The 17,448-nt window shown below is 49.8% G+C and carries 14 protein-coding genes; 8 read left to right on the plus strand and 6 right to left on the minus strand.

Features of this window, described 5'->3' with window-relative positions; genetic code table 11:
- Positions 1-253 precede the first annotated feature (253 nt).
- The 5 genes from R3B84_11910 to mnmA form a co-directional block, all read right to left on the minus strand.
- A complete protein-coding gene (locus R3B84_11910; GenBank protein ID MEZ6141266.1) occupies positions 254-1,837 on the minus strand; it encodes a PPC domain-containing protein in 1,584 nt (527 codons plus the stop codon).
- A gap of 5 nt (positions 1,838-1,842) precedes the next feature.
- Positions 1,843-3,132, minus strand: a complete 1,290-nt coding sequence (locus R3B84_11915; GenBank protein ID MEZ6141267.1) for a DUF1552 domain-containing protein — start codon at positions 3,130-3,132, stop codon at positions 1,843-1,845.
- A gap of 293 nt (positions 3,133-3,425) precedes the next feature.
- Positions 3,426-3,965 carry a hypothetical protein gene (locus R3B84_11920; GenBank protein ID MEZ6141268.1) on the minus strand — a complete coding sequence of 180 codons (540 nt, stop codon included), beginning with the start codon at positions 3,963-3,965 and terminating at the stop codon, positions 3,426-3,428.
- A gap of 76 nt (positions 3,966-4,041) precedes the next feature.
- Positions 4,042-5,634 (minus strand): thioredoxin-like domain-containing protein, encoded by a 1,593-nt coding sequence (locus tag R3B84_11925; protein ID MEZ6141269.1) that lies wholly within the window; start codon positions 5,632-5,634, stop codon positions 4,042-4,044.
- Positions 5,635-5,696: 62 nt separating this feature from the next.
- Positions 5,697-6,917: a tRNA 2-thiouridine(34) synthase MnmA gene (gene mnmA / locus R3B84_11930; protein ID MEZ6141270.1), complete on the minus strand. Its 1,221-nt coding sequence runs from the start codon at positions 6,915-6,917 to the stop codon at positions 5,697-5,699.
- Positions 6,918-8,551: 1,634 nt separating this feature from the next.
- On the opposite strand from mnmA, the gene R3B84_11935 reads away from it, so the two are divergent.
- The 6 genes from R3B84_11935 to fmt all read left to right on the plus strand — a co-directional run bounded on the left by R3B84_11935 (position 8,552) and on the right by fmt (position 13,160).
- The gene (locus R3B84_11935; GenBank protein MEZ6141271.1) at positions 8,552-8,896 is read left to right on the plus strand and encodes a hypothetical protein; all 345 of its coding nucleotides are present in this window, start codon (positions 8,552-8,554) and stop codon (positions 8,894-8,896) included.
- A 502-nt stretch (positions 8,897-9,398) separates the two neighbouring features.
- Complete coding sequence (locus R3B84_11940; GenBank protein ID MEZ6141272.1) at positions 9,399-10,175, plus strand: dienelactone hydrolase family protein; 777 nt, start codon at positions 9,399-9,401, stop codon at positions 10,173-10,175.
- Between the two features lie 150 nt (positions 10,176-10,325).
- Positions 10,326-11,177 (plus strand): regulatory iron-sulfur-containing complex subunit RicT, encoded by an 852-nt coding sequence (gene ricT / locus R3B84_11945; GenBank protein ID MEZ6141273.1) that lies wholly within the window; start codon positions 10,326-10,328, stop codon positions 11,175-11,177.
- 37 nt (positions 11,178-11,214) lie between these two features.
- Positions 11,215-11,631, plus strand: coding sequence for a hypothetical protein (locus R3B84_11950; protein MEZ6141274.1), 417 nt, complete (start codon positions 11,215-11,217; stop codon positions 11,629-11,631).
- Positions 11,628-12,101 carry a hypothetical protein gene (locus R3B84_11955; GenBank protein ID MEZ6141275.1) on the plus strand — a complete coding sequence of 158 codons (474 nt, stop codon included), beginning with the start codon at positions 11,628-11,630 and terminating at the stop codon, positions 12,099-12,101. Before R3B84_11950 ends, R3B84_11955 begins: the two co-directional genes overlap by 4 nt.
- Before the next feature lie 54 nt (positions 12,102-12,155).
- Positions 12,156-13,160 (plus strand): methionyl-tRNA formyltransferase, encoded by a 1,005-nt coding sequence (gene fmt / locus R3B84_11960; protein MEZ6141276.1) that lies wholly within the window; start codon positions 12,156-12,158, stop codon positions 13,158-13,160.
- Here the strand turns inward: fmt and R3B84_11965 are convergent.
- Positions 13,109-14,614: a serine/threonine-protein kinase gene (locus R3B84_11965; GenBank protein MEZ6141277.1), complete on the minus strand. Its 1,506-nt coding sequence runs from the start codon at positions 14,612-14,614 to the stop codon at positions 13,109-13,111. The genes fmt and R3B84_11965 overlap by 52 nt on opposite strands.
- A 187-nt stretch (positions 14,615-14,801) precedes the next feature.
- Here R3B84_11965 and R3B84_11970 point away from each other — a divergent pair, with 187 nt between their 5' ends.
- Both R3B84_11970 and R3B84_11975 read left to right on the plus strand, forming a co-directional pair.
- The gene (locus R3B84_11970; GenBank protein MEZ6141278.1) at positions 14,802-16,028 is read left to right on the plus strand and encodes a hypothetical protein; all 1,227 of its coding nucleotides are present in this window, start codon (positions 14,802-14,804) and stop codon (positions 16,026-16,028) included.
- Positions 15,958-17,442 carry a c-type cytochrome gene (locus tag R3B84_11975; protein ID MEZ6141279.1) on the plus strand — a complete coding sequence of 495 codons (1,485 nt, stop codon included), beginning with the start codon at positions 15,958-15,960 and terminating at the stop codon, positions 17,440-17,442. The genes R3B84_11970 and R3B84_11975 overlap by 71 nt, the downstream gene beginning before the upstream one ends.
- Positions 17,443-17,448: the final 6 nt, after the last annotated feature.

The raw sequence follows: 17,448 nt of genomic DNA on the forward strand, positions 1-17,448 counted from the left end.
TTTTGTGTAGACAGGATGTCTGCTGCCCCAGGGAATGCAAACCGGCTAACAATTCATTTGTATGTAGTGCCATTATCCATCGGTTTACCCTCGATTCCCGCCCTCGCGGGAATGACGGTTGTTTTCACAACCGTCTGAAGAAATCCGCAGTTAACGTATTTGTTCCAATTTCTGCTACGCGACTTCGAGTGAGATTTTTTAAGAAATTCCCTTGCTTAACGGCAGCCTGATTCCAGGTGCGGCACGGCAGGGCCTAATTACTTTGTAGCCAAAGTTGGTCAATCGACAGTCCATTTGGGTGGGAAAAGCGGACCACTTTCGAAATTGCCCCACTGGTGCCCACGATCTGGAAGGTGGTTGCGGGGAACGCTTTTTTTGCACGCAGGCGAATGGTGACCGGATCGGTAGGTTTTTTCCCTGCTGGCAGCACCTCAAGCCCCACGTCGGCTGGCAAACCGGTCACTTTCCATTCAATGGGATCGCGATAACCGTCTTTTTTCTCGACTTTCACTGCCAGGTCCAACTGGCCTTTCAGTGGCAGCACCCAATGGTCTTCGGCAATGATGGCTTCGAAATCGGGTTTGGGCTGCACGATCCTCACCGCAAATGAAGAGCGCGGGGAAGCCTGCTGATAGAGATCCCGCACTTCAAGGGTGTATTGGCCAGCAGTGCGGATGACAGTGCTCAGCACCGGTTTGTCGATTGGGGTGCGTGGTTCCACATAAATTACTTGCTTCTGGGCAGCATCCAGCAATCGCATCGTGGGTGTGATCGCACGATCGGGCGTTCCAGGAAAACAGTCAATCTGCAACCGCCCAGGCTTGGCGAGGAACTGCACTCTCACCACTTTCTCATTTTCTGGCAACTGACAACTGCAGGTGACAGGCAATTCCAATGGTTCGTGGGGTGTTTTCAGAACCAAGGTGGGGTGGTTTTCCAGCAATACGGTTGCAAAATTCCCCCCACCTGGCAGTGAAACGACTCCCGCAGGCTGGCTGGGTGCCATCATTGTACCCTGAGGGATGTTCCAGCCGATCAATTTTACTTTTTCTGCTTTGCTCTCCTGCACCGCCAGTGGCCAGGTAGAATCCAGCCATGGTCCTGTTGTTAACGACAGGCGATACACCGAATCAGTGGAACCAAAAAAGCGGATGCTGCTGCTAGGTGTTGCTGGAAACGCAAAAACTCGCACCACATACTGCCCATCTTTTGCCACCGGGAAGGCTATTTGTGGGTCTAATCCCTGATGATCGTGATTTTGCTGCAGCACATTCCCCTGCAGGTCAGTCAGTTGCAGAATCGCATCCACCGGTGCCCCGAGAATATTGTTCGCCTGCAGTGAAGCAACGATGGTCTGCCCGGCTTTGGCATCAATCGCAAAGCAATCAACATCGCCATTTTTCTGTAAACTGCCGTTGAAAACAACATTCTGATCGGTGGCATTCGCCTGCTCGGTGCGATCATTGGGTTCTTTCTCATTTTTTTCTAATAACTGCCCTACGATGAACGGTTTGGCAATGGATGCACCGTCCGCATTGTACACACGCAACCAATGCATGCCAGGTGGGGTATCTTTGGCAATTGTGACCGAGATTTCACCCGCTTTTTTTGCCGCTTTGGCAGTAATTCCGGAATGGCTGGCCCAGATTTCTGCTGGCCAGGGTGCGACACTGCCTCCCAGCGTGACTTCGACCGTGGTGCCAAGCTGCCCACCTGCGGGGTAGAGGAAATCCACCTTGGGCGGTGCTGCGAATGCAGAAAGTTGGGAGACGTACAAAAGTGAGAAAACAATGAGGATTCGCCCCACGGTGGGGGTGATTTTGGGAGTGTCTTGCATAATGCTTAGAAGTCGGCGAGATGTTCGGAAGAATTGCCGTAGCTTTCCATCGGCAGGCCCATTCGATCCATAATGTTCAAGTAGAGACTGCTCATTTTGCGATTTTTGCTGTTTTCAAAATCGAGAGCACGCCCTGTTTTGAACTTCCCACCCAGGCTGCCTGCCATCAGCAGTGGCACCTTCGGTGCATTGTGGGCGGTCCATTGTTCGTTGGCCAGCATAATGCAGCTATGATCGAGAACGGTACCATCGGCTTCTTTCATCGCGTCCAGCCTGTTCAGCAGATAGGCATACTGCCCCACCCAGAACTGGCTGATGGCGGCAAATTCTTTGCCATTCCAGTTGTGGGAATAATTGTGGTGGTCACTTCGCAGGCCCAGAAACGGATATACCTGACCAGAGAGGTTATTCGTCAACAATAAAGTGGCAATTCGCGTTCGATCGGTCTGGAAAGCCAGAGCAATCACGTCGCACATCAGGCGGGAATGCTCGTCGATTGTTTCCGGCAGCCCTTCAGGCGGACGTTTCCCTTTCAAAGCCTGTTTATCGTTCGTTTTGTCTGGCGATTGCTTCTCCAGTTTTGCCAGTCGCTGTTCCACTTCCCGCACCGATGTGGTGTATTCATCGATTTTGGCTTTATCCGCACCCGAAACCTTGCCGGACACGTCTTTCAACTGGTCCATTACCTGATCAAGCACGCTCAGGTGAACTTTATTGCCTTTGCTTTCAAACAGGCTGTCGAAAGCTAGTGCGGGGTAAAGTTCCGCTGGCACGGGTGAAACCGGTGAACTCCACGATACGTGGGAAGAATACATCATTGAATAGCCCGACTCGTGGAAGCCACTGACGGAGCGTTCGCACGCCAGCACCAGACTGGGCAGCACGGTGGCATCACCCAGTTTTTTGGCAAAGTGCTGATCTAGGCTGGTTTCGGCACGGATTTCGCGGCCACCTTTCGGTTGGATACCTGTTAAAATGCCCGCGGCACCTTTGGCATGCCCCCCCACCACATTACTGGGGTGGCACAAACCATTAATGAAGTTGACTTTGTGCTGGATCGATTTCAGCGACTGGAATGCTTCGCCCAGTTCGAGCTGCTGGCCAGTGCCTTTCGCCCACCATTGTGGTGGGTGAATACCATCGCCGAAGAAGAGAAAGGCAAATCGTTTCGGTGGAGCATCATCGACGCTATCTCCTTTGGCTGCAAGCACTTTGGCAGATTCCAACCAGGGTAAAGCCACTGCAGCAGTCAACCCACGCAGCACCACACGACGACTGATCTGGTGTTCCGACATGAAAACCTCGCTCTCAATCCGCTGAATATAAGAATGTAGTTTACCGCACCGGTGGGAGGAACTCAATTGAAATTCGTCGATGAAAGAATTCTCACCTTTGAGGTGCCTTGAACAAAGTTAGGCAATTTACCTGATTACTCGAAAAAGGCGGTCAACATACAAGATCTGAACTGGGGCAGAAAGTTTCCCTGCGTCTCTTTCGAGGGGAATAAAATTCGCGGCTCATTCTGGGGCTTTTGGAAATGATATAAGGGAGATTCCCTGATTTGCTGCGGGGGATGGTGTTGGCGGTATCACTTCATCAGCAGTTTCTTCACTTCTGCTTCGTATTCCGGGTCAACGGCCACTGCAGGAGTGTCGAGCACTTTCAGTTTGGCTGGTAGCACCATTCTCTTAGGTGGCAGACAGTTGTTTTTGTCGCACGCCAGCAAGGATGCTTTCAACTCCACAGTAACTTCGCCTGGTTTTGCTTTTGGGTGCACGACGACTTTGCGTTGAAAAACGGCTTTGGTGGGGAATTGCAGGATCGAAATCTCCCCTTCTTCTTTCACGGTCCCACCTTTCGGGTCGATCATCGTGCGGACGAACAGCAACTGTTCCACCGTGGGGAAGGTGATTTTGTTCGTCTGGAAGCGGGCACCTTTATCTGGCTGCGTAAACGGATAGGTAAACCAGCCATCGAACAGTTCTACTTCCAGATTGAGGGTAACCACCTGGCCTGGTTTAGCTTCTGTGGGTTCAAACCAGGCACGGGCTGCCTTGATTCCTTCCTGCTTTTGCCCGTAGCCGACAGAACAAATTGCCAGCATTACGAAGAGAGGTAATTTCAACATCGTTACTCCTTGCTCTGTTTCCGTGGGCGGCTCTCAAAAAAATATCGTCCTGATATTGTACCACAGCAGCCAAGAATCAGTTCCCGGTCACCGGCTGCACGTTTGACAACGTTAATGTGGTTAATGCTTTGGTTTTCAAATCGTATACTCGAATCCGGTGGGCATTGGTGTCGGCAATATAAATCTTGCCACCGGCAATCGAAAGTCCACCTGGCTCGTTCAATTCTGGTGCCTTGGCATCTTTCCCAGGTCCCAGAATTGTGGTTACCTTGTTGGTTTTCAGATCGATAGTTTTTAGTTTGCTGTTGTAGGTATCAGCCACATAAAGCAAACCCTCGTGGTATAGAACTCCCAGGCAGTGCTGCAATTTGGCTTCCTTTCCTACACCGTCTTCATCACCAAAATCAAACAGCCCGGTGCCCACCAAGGTGGAAACACGGCCTTCTCCATTCATTGGCACTGCACGGATGGAAGAGGTTTCGCTGTCTGCTACAAATATCGTTGTGCCATCGGTGGTCAAGCCACTGGGTTGGGCAAAGTTCGCAAAATAGTGGGGACCATCCTTGATATTTTCGCGTCCGTTGCCAGCAAATGGCTTGGTGTCTTTTTTGTCCATGTCTACCACCCAGATCTGGTGGAAGCCAGCCATCGCCACGTACATCTGCTTGCCGTTGATCAGCAACGCCCAGGGTGAATTGAGTTTGGTTTCGGCAATCGGTCCACCGAGTTCACGGTCCTCTCCCTGCATACCAGTGCCTGCGTAGGTGGTCACTGTTTTAGCCTTCAAATCCACTGCACGGATCGAGTGATTCTTGCGGTCTGCTACGAACAGGGTGTCGCCCAGCAATGCCATTCCCTGGGGATCATCGAATTGGGCATCGGCAAAGGAACCATTCTTATACCCGGGCTTGCCAGTACCAACGACTGCGGAAACCTTTCCTGCCAGATCACTGATCACAATTCGGTGGTTGGTGCTGTCTGCCACAAAAAGACGGTTCGATTTTTCATCAGCCAACAACTTCCCAGGAAAGTACAGTGGGGAATCCACTTTATCCCGAAACTGGGCGGTATCGAAGCGAATCGGCTTCTCATCTAAGGTGCCTTTCTTTTTATGTTCTTCAATTACCTTACCGATCACCTTATCCAGCAATTCGTAATTCCCTTCGCCGGATGTAGCACCCAGCACGTTTCCTTCTGGATCAATCAGCACGAAGGTGGGCCAGGAATTCGCACCGTAGCTATCCCAGATTTTCATCTCGGCATCGTTCACAACGGGGTGCTGAATCTGATATCGCAGAATTGCCTTGCGGATGCTTTCGCTGTTCTTTTCGTTTTCGAACTTAGCGGAATGCACTCCGATCACCACCAGTTCCTTTTCGTATTTCTTTTCCAGTTTGGCCAGATCGGGCATCACGTGGATGCAGTTGATGCAGCACAACGTCCAGAAATCGAGCAGCACCACTTTGCCTTTGAGGTCTTTGGCAATGGAAATGGGCTTCCCGGTGTTTAGCCAGGCAACGCCACCTTCCAGTTCCGGTGCCTTGGTTTTCTTTTCTTCTGGTGGGGGCGGATCTTTTTTTTCCTGGGCAACGAAGTACCCACCCACGCCAACAGATAACGCTGCTACAGCACACACGGCCATCACGAGCCATTTTCGTTGATTCCACATCTTGCCAGCACTCCTCACCTGGTTCGTTTCGGTAACTTATGTTAGTCGATTTGGCTCATAATTCAAAGTGAATTCACGGCCTGTTCGATCCAGCCTCCCCCCAGCACCCGATTTCCGTGGTAGAACACCACTGCCTGCCCGGGAGTTACCGCACTTTGGGGATCTTCAAACGTTACATGCACCTGATCTTCTTCTACCACCACAGATGCGGGCACGGGCGTGTGTCGGTAGCGAATTTTCGCCAGGCATGCCAGTGGTTCCGTGGGTGGTTCGATCAGCCAATTCACCCGACTGGCCACCAGACCGGATGAATCCAGATCTTCCGAATCACCCAGCACCACCGTATTCGTGGTGGGCAGAATTGCCAGCACATACCGCTTGCGATCGGTGGCAATTCCTAATCCTTTCCGTTGGCCAATGGTGAAGCGTTCAAAACCATCGTGTTCACCCAGCACGTTTCCTTCCGGGTCGACCACGTTGCCTGCGGTTTGCAAATTGGGTCGACGTTGTCGAATCAGCCTTGCGTGGTCACCATCGGGCACAAAGCAGATTTCCACAGAATCGGGCTTGTTGGCCACATTTGTCAGACCGGCCTGGGCTGCGTAGGCACGGATCTGTTCTTTTTGAAAGCCTCCCACCGGAAATAACAGGTGGGGCAAAATTTCCCGCTTGATGCCATGCAGCACATACGACTGATCTTTGCCCGCATCGACGCCACGGTGCAACTCTGGTCCATCGGGGCCAGCAATAATCTGTGCGTAATGTCCGGTTGCAATGAAGTCTGCCTCCAACTGCTGGGCAAATTGCCACAACTTGCCGAACTTCAACCAGTTATTACAAACCACGCACGGATTCGGGGTGCGGCCCGCCAGATATTCATCGGCAAAGTAATCGATGATCTGGTCAAACTCGTGTTCAAAATCGAGTGCGTAAAAGGGAATATCCAACCGATCGGCAATCGTGCGTGCATCGCCAGCGTCGATTACAGAGCAGCACCCTTTTTTGTTATCTCGTCGATCGTCTGGCTGTTCCGAGTGCGTACCCGTCCGCATGAACAGGCCAATCACATCGTACCCTTGTTCTTTGAGAAGCACGGCGGAGGCAGAACTATCAACGCCCCCACTCATTGCCAGTACCACCCGTGGCATGAAAACCCCTTTCGCCAACAACAAACCATTATGATAGACGAATCTCGCACCACAGATATTGGTGGGGAAGAAAAAGCGACAACCGATGAGTGGTTTCTCATCTTTTCTGCACGCCTGTACTATATAGACGATCATAGTGACATTTTGTTCCCTAAAATTTCTAAAAAAATACAAAATATCTGTAAATACTTACTGTAAAAGCGCTTGCGGAAATCGCACCAGGAAAATCGCTGGGCAGCAGTGCCGAAACCTGGGCTTACGAGTGCTTCAAACGGCACATTTGACATGTTTTTGCAAGTTAATTGTTGTAATGAGACCACAATCAAACGATTGTGCCAGCAACCGTCATTCCCGCGAAGGCGGGAATCCAGTGCGAAGACTTGAAGTATCATGGACATAGCCTTAATTTCTTGTAGCGCGTGCGTCTCACTGCATCTTGTCCGCGTTCCCAGTTAAAGGGCCTCACATTCAAACTTCATAGATCGAAAAGAGTGTTTGAACTGATTTCCCGCCCGCGCGGCAAAGACGGTTGTGGGCACAACCGTCTTAAAGTCGCCCTTCGGACGACTTTCGAAGCCGCACGGAATACGATGGCACTTTAACCCTTGTGTCGACCGAGCGATACGGGTATGATGTTTGGAAAACGGTAGACGGCGGCTGCCATTTCATCGGGAACGATAATTTTTCCGATCAATTTGGGTGAAAGAAAGTGTCAAGTTACTGCTATCTCGTTTCATATCGATGGGGACTCAAAATTTACTCTCAGTCTACATCGATTTGGACAGTACCAATGATGTGGTTGTTCGGCGGATCCGGTAGGCAACGACTGCCTTTAGACAGGTCAGACAACCCTGTATGGGATTATACTGTAGCAGTCACGGTTGCTGACGATTATACGTTTAAAGAAGATCAACATGGTACTAGAAACATTTTTGACTCGAATGGTGCTGCAAGATATCTTCAGTTGGTGCACGGCTATAAGCCATTTAATCACACGTAACTTTTGATGAGAATTTTTCAGCAACTCTCCCTGTTACCTTTCCTTCGGAATTTATGTTATGGATAAGCTAGCAAAATCAAAACTACGATTTCTACCCACTTGGGTCGTTAAATGTCTGGTCGTATTTGGTCTTCCCTTGTTTGTGATTTTATCACTAACATTTTGTATATTGCTTTCAATTTACTCAAGACAAAATATCGAGGACGCTTATCTGCTTAAGTCTAATCCTGAAATGTTAGCAAGTGTATCCCTTACTGGCTGTAATGGAAACACATGGCACTCACACGACGCTCATGAAATTGATCTTTTTAAATCGGCATTTCAATACTCTAGTTTTGAATCAGGCGCTTACTCTCTTCGCCATATAGGTTGTTTCTCATTTGTTCTTAGTAATAAGTCGATAATCAAAGGAAGAGTTTTGCTATCTAATGGCATACTAATTTTTAGACTGCATGGAGATGATACCGGATATGATTTTGGATGCTTTCCAAAGGATAAACTACCAGTATTTTTGCAGGAATTCGTCTTGAACAGCTAATTCTACGATTGCTTTTTAGCTACTCCTCTTCGATGCTGTAACACTGTTATGCTAGATATTCTTACGTTTCAAAGATTCTTATTATAAAAAATAATCACTATCAGGTGCCAATCTTCAAGGCTATTGTGGCTGGGAATCGCAGGCTTGCTTATACGGGGATGAAGTAGTTTTCATCTAGCCAAGCTGAGCGTTGCTGACTAAGTGTTTAATCCTAGTTCTTAGTGAAATTTGATGCTTAATTCAAGTAAATATTTCCAGATGCGTATTATTAATTACTGGCAATTACATACCCAAATTGCTGACCATACTGACGACCTTCACCACTATTACGAAGCTGTGAAGTATCTACTAGATTCGGCAACTAGCAAGGCTGCCCTTGGCTGTGCCCTGGCGCGGGGGGGTCATTTGCATGCTGCCCGTGAATATTTGCAAATTACTCTTGCGGAGATGCCCTTTGACCAGCAGGCTACTAGGGCCTATTACCAGGTACTGCACGATGTTGGAACGCGGATAGAAGCCCGTTGTTTTGCCAAAGAACGGAAGGCTTTGCAAGCAGCACACCCTGAACAGTTGTAAGTGGATGCCTGATTTGCCGAAAGCTCAAAGTTAAATTCTTTCGCTGACGCTTCAGGCTCGTTATCAACTCAGGTGCTCTTCGCGTCCTCGCGACTTCGCATGAGATTTCAAATAGAACCTTGCTGCCGACGGCGATAGAAGCAAAAATAACCCGCGGTAATTTACAAACTGAACTGGATTCCCGCCTGCGGGAATGACGGTTGTTGGCACAACCGTATGAAGGTAAACCGCGGCTAATGCCGACGGCTCATCAAAAATTTGAAACAGGTACTTCCCAAAGTGGTCAATGTGGGGGCCGATGAGTATCGAAACCGCACCCACACAGCAAGTGTAATCAGGCTACCAGCAACTGGATGAGTTGCCGTTGTTTGCGATTCAAGTGCAGAAACAGCACAAATTGGGTATTTTAATACAAGTGGAATAATTTCCATTTGTCAATTTCAGCGGTCACTTTGCCCTCGCGGCTACTAAAATGACAACGGTAAAACCAAGGAGGAACGAAATGCGTTACATGCTGACTTCTCTGTTGATTCTGGGCTGCTCGGGGGTGATGATGGCTGCGGAACTGAAAACCAAAGTGGTTGAATACGAATACCAGGGCACCAAGCTGAAAGGCTTCATGGTCTATGAAAATGTGGATGCAAAAAGGCCCGGCGTGCTGATTGTTCACGAATGGTGGGGGCTGAACGATTACGCCAAAATGCGTGCAGAAATGCTGGCCAAACTGGGTTACGTGGCATTCTGTGTGGATATGTATGGCGATGGTAAAACAACGGAACACCCCAAAGAAGCGGGGGAATTTGCTGGGAAGGTGCGTGAAAATCTGGAAGTATGGCGTGGGCGAGCCGAAGCAGGTTTGAAGACTTTTCAGGCACAGCCCCAGGTGGATGCCACAAAGATTGCTGCAATTGGTTACTGTTTCGGCGGTTCTACAGCCTTGCAACTGGCTTACACAGGTGCCGATTTGAAAGCGGTGGGCACTTTCCATGCCGCATTACCAATTCCCACCGAAGCGGAAGCAAAAGCAATCAAATGCCCACTGATGATCTGCCATGGTGCCGATGATAGCTTCATCCCGGAACAGGTGATCAATTCTTTTAAAGGAAAAGTCACCGATGCGAAAGTGAAGCTGGATTTCATTGCCTACCCAGGTGCGAAGCATTCTTTCACGGTGAAAGGTGTTGATGCTAAAGGTGTCAACGGTCTGGCGTATAATGCCGATGCGGATGAAAAATCGTGGAAGTCGCTGCAGGAATTGCTGAAGACCACGCTGAAGTAACGGCTCCAAGCACTTTCTCATTAAGCTTACCAACTCGTCATTCAGGATGTTTCCCACAAAATTACGAATTGGCGTGGGTGATGCTGGTTGCAACTCTTTGCAAAACCCTTAAAATCACCCCTATTACATCAGTGGGGCAGGTGGTTTTACGTGTCAGTCAAGGCGGAACAAACAGGTTATATCGTACGTCATGGCAGAATGCGACGTCTGGGACACTTCACCCCTACCAACGAAAGCACTTACGAACGCCACGATCAGGTCATTATCAAGACTGAACGTGGCCTTGAGGTGGGTGACCTGTTAACGAAAGCCACTCCACAAGTTGTGCAGCAACTCGAAGACCCCAGTGTGGGTGAAATTCTTCGCAAATTAACAACTGACGACCAACGGAAGCTGCAGGAGCAACAGGCAAAACAATCGGAATATGTCGAAACCAGCAAGCGGCTCATAACTGAACATCGGCTGGCAATGCAGGTGGTTGACATCGAAACCACGTTCGGTGGGGAACGATTCGTACTTTATTTTCTGTCCGAAGGGCGGGTCGATTTTCGCGAGCTGGTGCGGTCGATGGCCAGAGCGTTCCACACCCGCATCGAACTGCGGCAGATTGGGGTGCGGGATGAGGCCAAATTGCTGGCCGATTTCGGCGATTGTGGGAAACCTGTTTGTTGCAATACCCACCTGGCAGTAATGCCACCGGTCTCCATGCGGATGGCCAAAATCCAGAAATCCACTCTGGATCCTTCGAAAATCTCAGGCCGTTGTGGACGGTTAAAGTGCTGTTTACGCTTTGAACAGGATGTCTACGACGAATTTCTGAAAGAATTGCCCAATGTGGGGGCACGCATTGTAACTGGTAAAGGGCAGGGGCGTGTCATTGCCCAGGAGATTCTTGCCAGACGATTGCTGGTGGAATTTGAAGATGGTCGCCGCCTTCCCGTGGCCCAATCCGAAATTCTGACCGTGCTGAGTAACCCCAAAAATGCCCACCATGACAGCTAAGTGAGATAGAACCAGACGCGACGCACCCAGAGCACCCATGAATTACACCGAATTACTCGATATTGTGCGATCGGATCCTCGCTATCCTGTTGCTGCGTATGTATTTACGATCGAATCACTCGATTATACCTCTGCCAAAATCACCCATGCAGAAGAGGTGGGCGACCGCACCCCTGGCCATATTACCGGGCGCGAATTTGTGCTGGGCATGATTGAATTCGCCCGCAAAGAACTGGGGGTTTTTGCCCGCACCTTTTTTGAATTGTGGAACATTCAGACCCGTGATGATATCGGCGAAATCGTTTTCAATCTGATTGATGCAGAGTTTTTGTCGAAAACCGAGAGCGACCAGCGTTCCGATTTTCACAATCTTCTGTCACTGGAACAAGCCTTAACGGAAGGTGTTACCATTCATTGGGACAGCACCGCCGCCCTGAGACGGAGAGTTCGATGAAAATAGGTCGTATGCCCATGTACATCGTGGGGGCTGCTTTCGCGGGCTGGCTCTGCTGGCTTGGTTATCTGGCGTTTACAAAAACCAGTCCGGTGGTGGTATCTCGGGCACAAATGCTGGACGCCAGCCATTTTCTGCTGGTAAACGTGACAGTGAACGAGAAAGGTATCCCCTCACCCGTGGTGGACGTGGTGGAAGATATTCGCCCCACTCAGGCTGGTGCAGTCAGTGGTAAAATAAGTGTGCTGAACATTGAAGATGCCCGCCTGCATGGCAAAAATCAGATTTTACTTCGTGATACCGTATATCTGTTTGTGCTGCAACAGGTTCAGGGTGATCAGTACCGATTGGTGCCCATGCCACGGGCACCGGGTTCCCGCTATGGCTTGAACAGTCCACTGGCAAAACCGTGGGTTTATGTCTGGAATGATGAAGTACAGCGGCAATTGAATCAGTTAGTCCCACAATAAATGAATTAATTTTAATTAATTAGTTTTCGTTCATTTAGTCATTCTGGAGTGTGCGTGCGTATTGTCATGATGGGAACGGGCGGTTTTGCCGTCCCCACCTTTCAAAAATTGCTGACCGCCCCCACCATACAGGTGGTGGGGCTGTTTACCCAGCCCGACCGCAACGTGGGTGCAAGACGTTCCAGCACCCGTCAGGCCGTCGTGGGCATGAAAGATGTTGCTTTGGAACACAACATTCCAGTTTTTCAGCCAGAAAATATCAATCTCCCACCGTGGGAGGAGCAATTACGCGAACTTCAACCGGATTTGTACGTGGTGGCTGCCTACGGGCAAATTCTGAAGGCCCACATTTTGAACGTGCCCACCCATGGTGCGATCAATGTCCACGCTTCGCTTCTCCCCAAATACCGTGGGGCATCGCCCATTGTGCGTGCCATACAGGCAGGTGATGCTGAATCGGGCGTCACTATTATCCGACTGAATACCGGCCTGGATGCGGGGGAAATGTTAGCCAGACAAAGCACCCCCATCGGTGCGACAGAAAATGCGGGAGAACTGGAAGAACGTCTGGCAATGATTGGTGCGGACCTGGCCTGTCAGACGATTGACCAGATTCGGCTTGGCACCACCCACGGCATCCCACAGGATCTTTCTTTGGTTACCAAGGCACCCAAGTTGACGAAAGAAGAAGGTTTGATTCCGTGGGAACGCAGTAAACAAGTGGTGGATTGTCACATTCGGGCAATGCAGCCATGGCCGGCTCCCTTTACCTGGCTACACCGCCCCGGAAAGCCTTCTTTGCGGATTATTGTACCGCGGGTGGGAGTACCTGCTGCCCCACCTGCGGATGAAATGCCAACTACACCAGGTGGGCTGATTGCCACACCAAAACAGCTAAAGGTACGCACGGGTGATGGTTGGCTGGAAATTCTGGAAGTACAGCCCGCCGGAAAAAAACGGATGCTGGCCGAAGAATTCCTTCGCGGCCATCCAATTGGCCCAGGAGACTATGTCGGGCCAGAGTTTTCGACTGACCCACCAGTTTCCAGTACTACCTGAAGGTTGGCTTCAAACTCTGCAACACTTTGAAAGCGATTTTCGGGCATTGGTGCCATCGCCTGATGCACAATCCGGACCAGTTCTTCTGGTAAGTCGCCACGGATTTCACTCAGGTGCGTGGGAGGATTGGCCAGCATTTCACTGATTAACTGGTGATCACTGATCGACGGATATGGTTCCCGATTGCCCAGCAGCGCATAAATAACCGCAGCAAGAGAATACTGATCCGTCAAATGGTTGACCAGGTTATAGTTCAATAGCAATTCTGGTGCTGAATAACGATTAATCAGCGAATGATCGGACAGCAGGGTGATCCCACTCATTTCGCTGGAAAAATAATCCTGATTTATGCCAAATTGCGATAACAGAACGCTTTCGGAGCCCTCGTGGGAGTGCAGATAAATGTTTGCGGGCTGGATATCACGGTGGATCAGCCCCACTTCATGGATTGGCTTGAGGATCTGGCACAATTTCATCCCTAAACTTACCACATTCTGCCATGGCATCCCCATGCCATACTTCAGAAATTCTAGAAGCGGCGTGCTCATGATGGGTGGGCTGATCAAATACACTCGATTTTTTTCCACAAAGCAGTTCTGGTACGTAATGAGATTGCGCACCTGCAATTGCATCGCTTGCTGTAACGATTGGATTAACTTCTGGCGGTGGGATTCCTGGTAGATCGGCTGATGCAACTGGGTCAATTCCAGAAGATTGTCATCAGAATCCTGGGCATGAAATACCCGCCCCAGGTGCGTTTCTCGAATCTGTCGCAGAATCCGAAAACCATTGAGCTGGGGTAGTTTTGGCTCGGCAGGTGATAATAGATCGCGTAGTTCAGGCAACTTTGCTTTCGGTGCCGCATTGATCTGCATTGTCTGATCAGGCGCTTCATTGGCATAATCAGCAAGCAGCATTCTTACTGCCGTGCGTAATTCCGGAAATCGCTTTTCATATTCGGCGGCAGTAGGTGTGTCCCCAAGCAGTTTTCGCAAACGGCATTCATTGTCAATTAATTCCAGCAGTTGCCCACGTTCTAAAATCAATTCGGGATATTGGGATTGATAGTTTTCTACTTTTGTACAAATCTGCACGAGCCAATCCTGTTCCTGCTGAATCAGTAATTCATCAAAAGTGTTGATGACGTGGTTTGGATCAGCGGTAATTTCTACCTGAATGGTGGTTTTGCCAGCACGTAATTCATCGCCGTGCCGCAGATTTGCTTCATGTACCTGCAGAGTATTCAGGAATGATCCGTTGTGGCTGTCCAGATCTCTCACTCGGCAATAAGGCGGATTCACCTCGATCACCAGGTGATACCGGGAGATGTAAGGATCGTGACGGATGCTGATATGAGCCTGGCGCGATCGTCCCACAACAAAAGTACGGTGGTTGTGAAACTCGAATGTTTCGCCAGCATGTTCACCAGCAACAACTTTCAGAATAATGGGCATAAAATTTCGTTCAAACCTATTCGAAAATTGCTAGACGGCAAAAGATTGAAAGTCCACAAATTATAAAAATTTCCATGATTCTTTCAATTGGGGTAGCTAAACGAATACTTGTAAAGAACTAACGATTATGTAATTGTAACTTATAAGTTTTGCTTACCTGCCCATACCTTGCAGGAGACACCTTTCCATGAATTACAAACCCAGAAACAATCGCTGGGTGGTTTCGGCTGTGCTGTCAATGGCATTGATTGCCATTCCTACCTGGGCACAAACCACATTCGAACAACTGCCTGAACGGGCACCATCCCAACCTGTTGGGAAAGCCCCACCAGATCAGGTATTTCAAACCTTACCTGATTATCAGGTGGAAAAGCTCTTTACGGTCCCCAAAGACAAATTGGGTTCGTGGGTATGCATGACCGTCGATCCGAAAGGTCGGTTAATCGTTTCGGATCAGGGGAATCAAGGATTATGCCGAGTGACACTGCCAGCAATCGGTTCGAAAGATCCGGTTCGTGTGGAAAAACTACCCGTGAAAATGAGTGCTGCGCAGGGCATGCTTTTTGCATTTGACAGCCTGTACGTATCTGTCAACGGTGGGCAGGGGAGCGGTCTCTATCGCCTGCGAGATACCAACGGTGATGACCAGTTTGACGAAGTTAAACTTCTCCGAAGCCTGCGTGGTGGTGGCGAGCATGGACCACATGCGTTACGGCTTTCGCCAGATGGGAAATCGATCATTATTGTCTGTGGCAATCACACCGATCCACCCGAGCCATTGGCCCACAGCACCAATCCGTTACCCTGGGGTGAAGATCTGTTGCTGCCACGCCACTGGGATTCCCGTGGACATGCCCGCGGACGGATGGCACCTGGCGGATGGATTGCCAAGGTTGATCCAGAAGGAAAAACCTGGGAAGTCATCAGCAGTGGTTTCCGAAACACCTATGAAATCGATTTTAATGCCGATGGCGAGCTGTTTGCTTACGATTCCGACATGGAGTGGGATCTGGGGTCACCATGGTACCGCCCGACGCGTGTAATGCATGCCACCAGTGGGAGTGAATTCGGCTGGCGAAGTGGTACCGGCAAATGGCCCACCTGGTACCCAGACAGTCTGCCCGAACTGGTGAATATTGGCCCTGGTTCACCCGTGGGGGTGACGTTTGGCTACGGTGCAAAGTTCCCTGCAAAATATCAGAAAGCACTCTATATCTGCGACTGGACTTTCGGCACCATCTATGCCCTGCATTTAACCCCGAAGGGGAGCAGTTATTCCTGTATCAAGGAAGAATTTCTGTCGCGTACACCGCTGCCATTGACCGACGCTGTGGTGGGGCCTGATGGCGATGTACTTTACCATCGGTGGGCGTGGTATTGCATCGGAACTGTATCGTGTTACCTATACCGGTAAGGAATCTACCGCGAAAGCGGACTACAAAGATGCCCAAAACGCTGACCTGCGTCAACTGAGGCATGATCTGGAAGCATTCCATCGTCCCGGTGGAGATGCTGCTAAGGCGATTGCGTTGGCAATTCCTAATCTGAAGCACGAAGACCGCTTTATCCGTTATGCTGCTCGCGTCACGCTGGAGCATCAACCCCTGAACCAATGGAAAGACTTGGTATTAGCTGAAAAAGACCCCACCGCACTGATCAATGGTGCGATTGCCTTGGCACGCAAAGGTGGCAGTGCAAATCAGGCCGATCTGTTGGTTGCACTTGATAAGCTCGACCTGGCAAAACTGCCTGTGAGCGAGCAGACCGATCTGGTGCGTGTCTACCAATTGATCTTTATTCGCATGGGTGAAGCCAGTCCCGAGTGGGCAGAAAAGCTTGCCAAGAAATGGGATCCCCTCTATCCCGCTGCAAGTGATGCTCTGAATCGTGAGCTGGTTCAACTGCTGGTCTACGTAAAATCCCCCACCGTGCTGGCAAAAACAATTGAGCTGATGAAGAAACCTTCGAAGCCGATTTCCCGTGCGGAAATTGATGAACTGATTGCCCGCAATAAAGGGTATGGTGCAGCCATCGAAAAGATGATGAAGAACGCACCCGATGACCAGAAAACCCATTACGCCTTTGCCTTACGTAATGTAGAAAAAGGCTGGACGATGGAACAACGCAAGTTCTTCTTTGAATGGCTGAACGAAGCTCGCCAGAAAAGCGGCGGGAACAGCTATATCGGCTTCATTAACTTCATCGATAACGATACCTACAACCTTGCAACGGATGTGGAACGTGTTGCGATTGAGGCAGCGAAACTTCGCAAACCTTACGTGCCCAAGGAACTGCCCAAGCCAAAGGGACCCGGCAAAAAATGGACAACGGAAGAAATTCTGAAGCTGATTGAGAAGCCGCTGACTGGACGCAATTTTGTGAATGGCCAAAAAATGTACTCTGCAGCACGTTGCGTGGTGTGCCACCGTTTTGCTGGTGAAGGTGGGGCCACCGGACCTGATTTGAGCCAGTTAGCAGGTCGCTTCAACAACAAAGACCTGACTGAAGCATTAATTGATCCAAGCAAGGTGATTTCAGATCAGTACAAATCACTGAAAATCACTACATTATCAGGCCAGACCTATGCAGGTCGGATTGTCAGTGATGCAGGCGGTGTTTACACCGTGCTGACCGATCCAGAAGATTCCACCAAGATCGTTGATATCAAAAAAGACGATGTGGAAAGCATGGTCGATTCGAAAGTATCGATGATGCCAGTGGGGCTGCTCGATGGGCTCTCAGAACGGGAAGTGCTGGACCTGTATGCTTACATGCTGTCGCGTGGTGATCCCGGCCACCCAATGTTTGCAAAACAGAAGAAAAAGTAGAACAAT

The organism is Zavarzinella sp. (assembly GCA_041399155.1).
Taxonomy (GTDB): Bacteria; Planctomycetota; Planctomycetia; order Gemmatales; family Gemmataceae; genus JAWKTI01.

What these genes read in the sequence shown, in the direction of transcription:
- R3B84_11910 (MEZ6141266.1), bottom strand. Translation starts at nt 1,837, where the DNA reads ATGCAAGACACTCCCAAAATCACCCCCACCGTGGGGCGAATCCTCATT.
- R3B84_11915 (MEZ6141267.1), bottom strand. Translation starts at nt 3,132, where the DNA reads ATGTCGGAACACCAGATCAGTCGTCGTGTGGTGCTGCGTGGGTTGACT.
- R3B84_11920 (MEZ6141268.1), bottom strand. Translation starts at nt 3,965, where the DNA reads ATGTTGAAATTACCTCTCTTCGTAATGCTGGCAATTTGTTCTGTCGGC.
- R3B84_11925 (MEZ6141269.1), bottom strand. Translation starts at nt 5,634, where the DNA reads ATGTGGAATCAACGAAAATGGCTCGTGATGGCCGTGTGTGCTGTAGCA.
- mnmA (MEZ6141270.1), bottom strand. Translation starts at nt 6,917, where the DNA reads ATGATCGTCTATATAGTACAGGCGTGCAGAAAAGATGAGAAACCACTC.
- R3B84_11935 (MEZ6141271.1), top strand. Translation starts at nt 8,552, where the DNA reads ATGCTTAATTCAAGTAAATATTTCCAGATGCGTATTATTAATTACTGG.
- R3B84_11940 (MEZ6141272.1), top strand. Translation starts at nt 9,399, where the DNA reads ATGCGTTACATGCTGACTTCTCTGTTGATTCTGGGCTGCTCGGGGGTG.
- R3B84_11950 (MEZ6141274.1), top strand. Translation starts at nt 11,215, where the DNA reads ATGAATTACACCGAATTACTCGATATTGTGCGATCGGATCCTCGCTAT.
- R3B84_11955 (MEZ6141275.1), top strand. Translation starts at nt 11,628, where the DNA reads ATGAAAATAGGTCGTATGCCCATGTACATCGTGGGGGCTGCTTTCGCG.
- R3B84_11965 (MEZ6141277.1), bottom strand. Translation starts at nt 14,614, where the DNA reads ATGCCCATTATTCTGAAAGTTGTTGCTGGTGAACATGCTGGCGAAACA.
- R3B84_11970 (MEZ6141278.1), top strand. Translation starts at nt 14,802, where the DNA reads ATGAATTACAAACCCAGAAACAATCGCTGGGTGGTTTCGGCTGTGCTG.
- R3B84_11975 (MEZ6141279.1), top strand. Translation starts at nt 15,958, where the DNA reads ATGGCGATGTACTTTACCATCGGTGGGCGTGGTATTGCATCGGAACTG.